This window comes from Pseudomonas frederiksbergensis (genome assembly GCF_003732665.1).
In the GTDB taxonomy this organism is placed as follows: domain Bacteria; phylum Pseudomonadota; class Gammaproteobacteria; order Pseudomonadales; family Pseudomonadaceae; genus Aquipseudomonas; species Aquipseudomonas frederiksbergensis_G.
The window spans coordinates 1-311 of the sequence record NZ_MOBP01000135.1; the positions used below are offsets into that span (position 1 = coordinate 1).

1 pseudogene is annotated in these 311 nt (G+C 64.3%); it reads left to right on the forward strand.

What is annotated here, in order from left to right:
* A pseudogene (locus tag BK665_RS34590) lies at positions 1-311 on the forward strand (tyrosine-type recombinase/integrase); the annotation flags it as partial.

The following is a 311-nucleotide window of genomic DNA, read 5'->3' on the forward strand; positions in this document are numbered from 1 at the left end:
CGTCGGGCTGCCGAGCCGGGGGCACGCTCGACGGTCAACCGCTACCAAACGGTCGGCGATCTGCTGACGTGGTACCTGGAGCGCATGTCCCGTGACCGTGGTTTATCGACCAAACGCAAAGCCAGCGCCAAGTCGGCCGTGCGCTGCCAATTACACCCCCGACTGAATGCCTTGCCGTTGACCGGCCTGGACCGTGCTTCGCTGGACCAGCTGTTGCTGTGGCCGATGCAGGAACAGTACGCCCTGTCGTTTGTTCGCTCGGTGTACGGCGTGTTGACCGTGGCCTTCCGTCAAGCCGCGCGACTGGGTCT